Origin of the sequence: Alkanindiges illinoisensis DSM 15370 (genome assembly GCF_000619845.1) — a bacterium.
Classification (GTDB): domain Bacteria; phylum Pseudomonadota; class Gammaproteobacteria; order Pseudomonadales; family Moraxellaceae; genus Alkanindiges; species Alkanindiges illinoisensis.
On sequence record NZ_JHUX01000002.1, the window covers coordinates 1 to 1162 of the forward strand.

A 1162-nucleotide genomic window follows, 5' to 3' on the forward strand; every position below is an offset into this window, starting at 1 on the left:
ACACTGACGAGGTGTTGTGGCCCTTAAGAGATTAAGGGCTGATTCATTAAAAGATTGTAAAGAACAACTTGTGTGGATTTTTACTGGTTTTTGGCGATGATAAATTATCATTGATTTGAACTGGTGAGAATTTCTCGAAGTTTATTTGAGCGAATTTTTAGCAAGTATTCGATTAATGAGCCAGATTTGGTGTCTTAGATTAAAGGCACAATTGATATTAAACTGAAGAGTTTGATCATGGCTCAGATTGAACGCTGGCGGCAGGCTTAACACATGCAAGTCGAGCGGAGATGGTGTGCTTGCACACTATTTTAGCGGCGAACGGGTGAGTAATGCCTAGGAATCTGCCCATTAGCGGGGGACAACGTGTGGAAACGCACGCTAATACCGCATACGCCCTACGGGGGAAAGCAGGGGACTCTTTGAGCCTTGCACTAATGGATGAGCCTAGGTCAGATTAGCTAGTTGGTGGGGTAAAGGCCTACCAAGGCGACGATCTGTAGCGGGTCTGAGAGGATGATCCGCCACACTGGAACTGAGACACGGTCCAGACTCCTACGGGAGGCAGCAGTGGGGAATATTGGACAATGGGCGCAAGCCTGATCCAGCCATGCCGCGTGTGTGAAGAAGGCCTTTTGGTTGTAAAGCACTTTAAGCGGGGAGGAGGCTACTGGTACTAATATTACCAGCTAGTGGACGTTACCCGCAGAATAAGCACCGGCTAACTCTGTGCCAGCAGCCGCGGTAATACAGAGGGTGCGAGCGTTAATCGGAATTACTGGGCGTAAAGCGCGCGTAGGCGGTTTGTTAAGTCGGATGTGAAATCCCCGGGCTCAACCTGGGAATTGCATTCGATACTGGCAAGCTAGAGTATGGGAGAGGAAGGTAGAATTCCAGGTGTAGCGGTGAAATGCGTAGAGATCTGGAGGAATACCGATGGCGAAGGCAGCCTTCTGGCCTAATACTGACGCTGAGGTGCGAAAGCATGGGGAGCAAACAGGATTAGATACCCTGGTAGTCCATGCCGTAAACGATGTCAACTAGCCGTTGGGGGATTTGATCCTTTAGTGGCGCAGCTAACGCGATAAGTTGACCGCCTGGGGAGTACGGTCGCAAGACTAAAACTCAAATGAATTGACGGGGGCCCGCACAAGCGGTGGAG

The 1162-nt window shown here is 49.9% G+C and carries 1 rRNA gene; it reads left to right on the forward strand.

Annotation, left to right across the window (positions count from 1 at the left end):
- Window positions 1-219: 219 nt before the first annotated feature.
- Window positions 220-1162: ribosomal RNA gene (locus Q337_RS0100025) — 16S ribosomal RNA — on the forward strand; the annotation flags it as partial.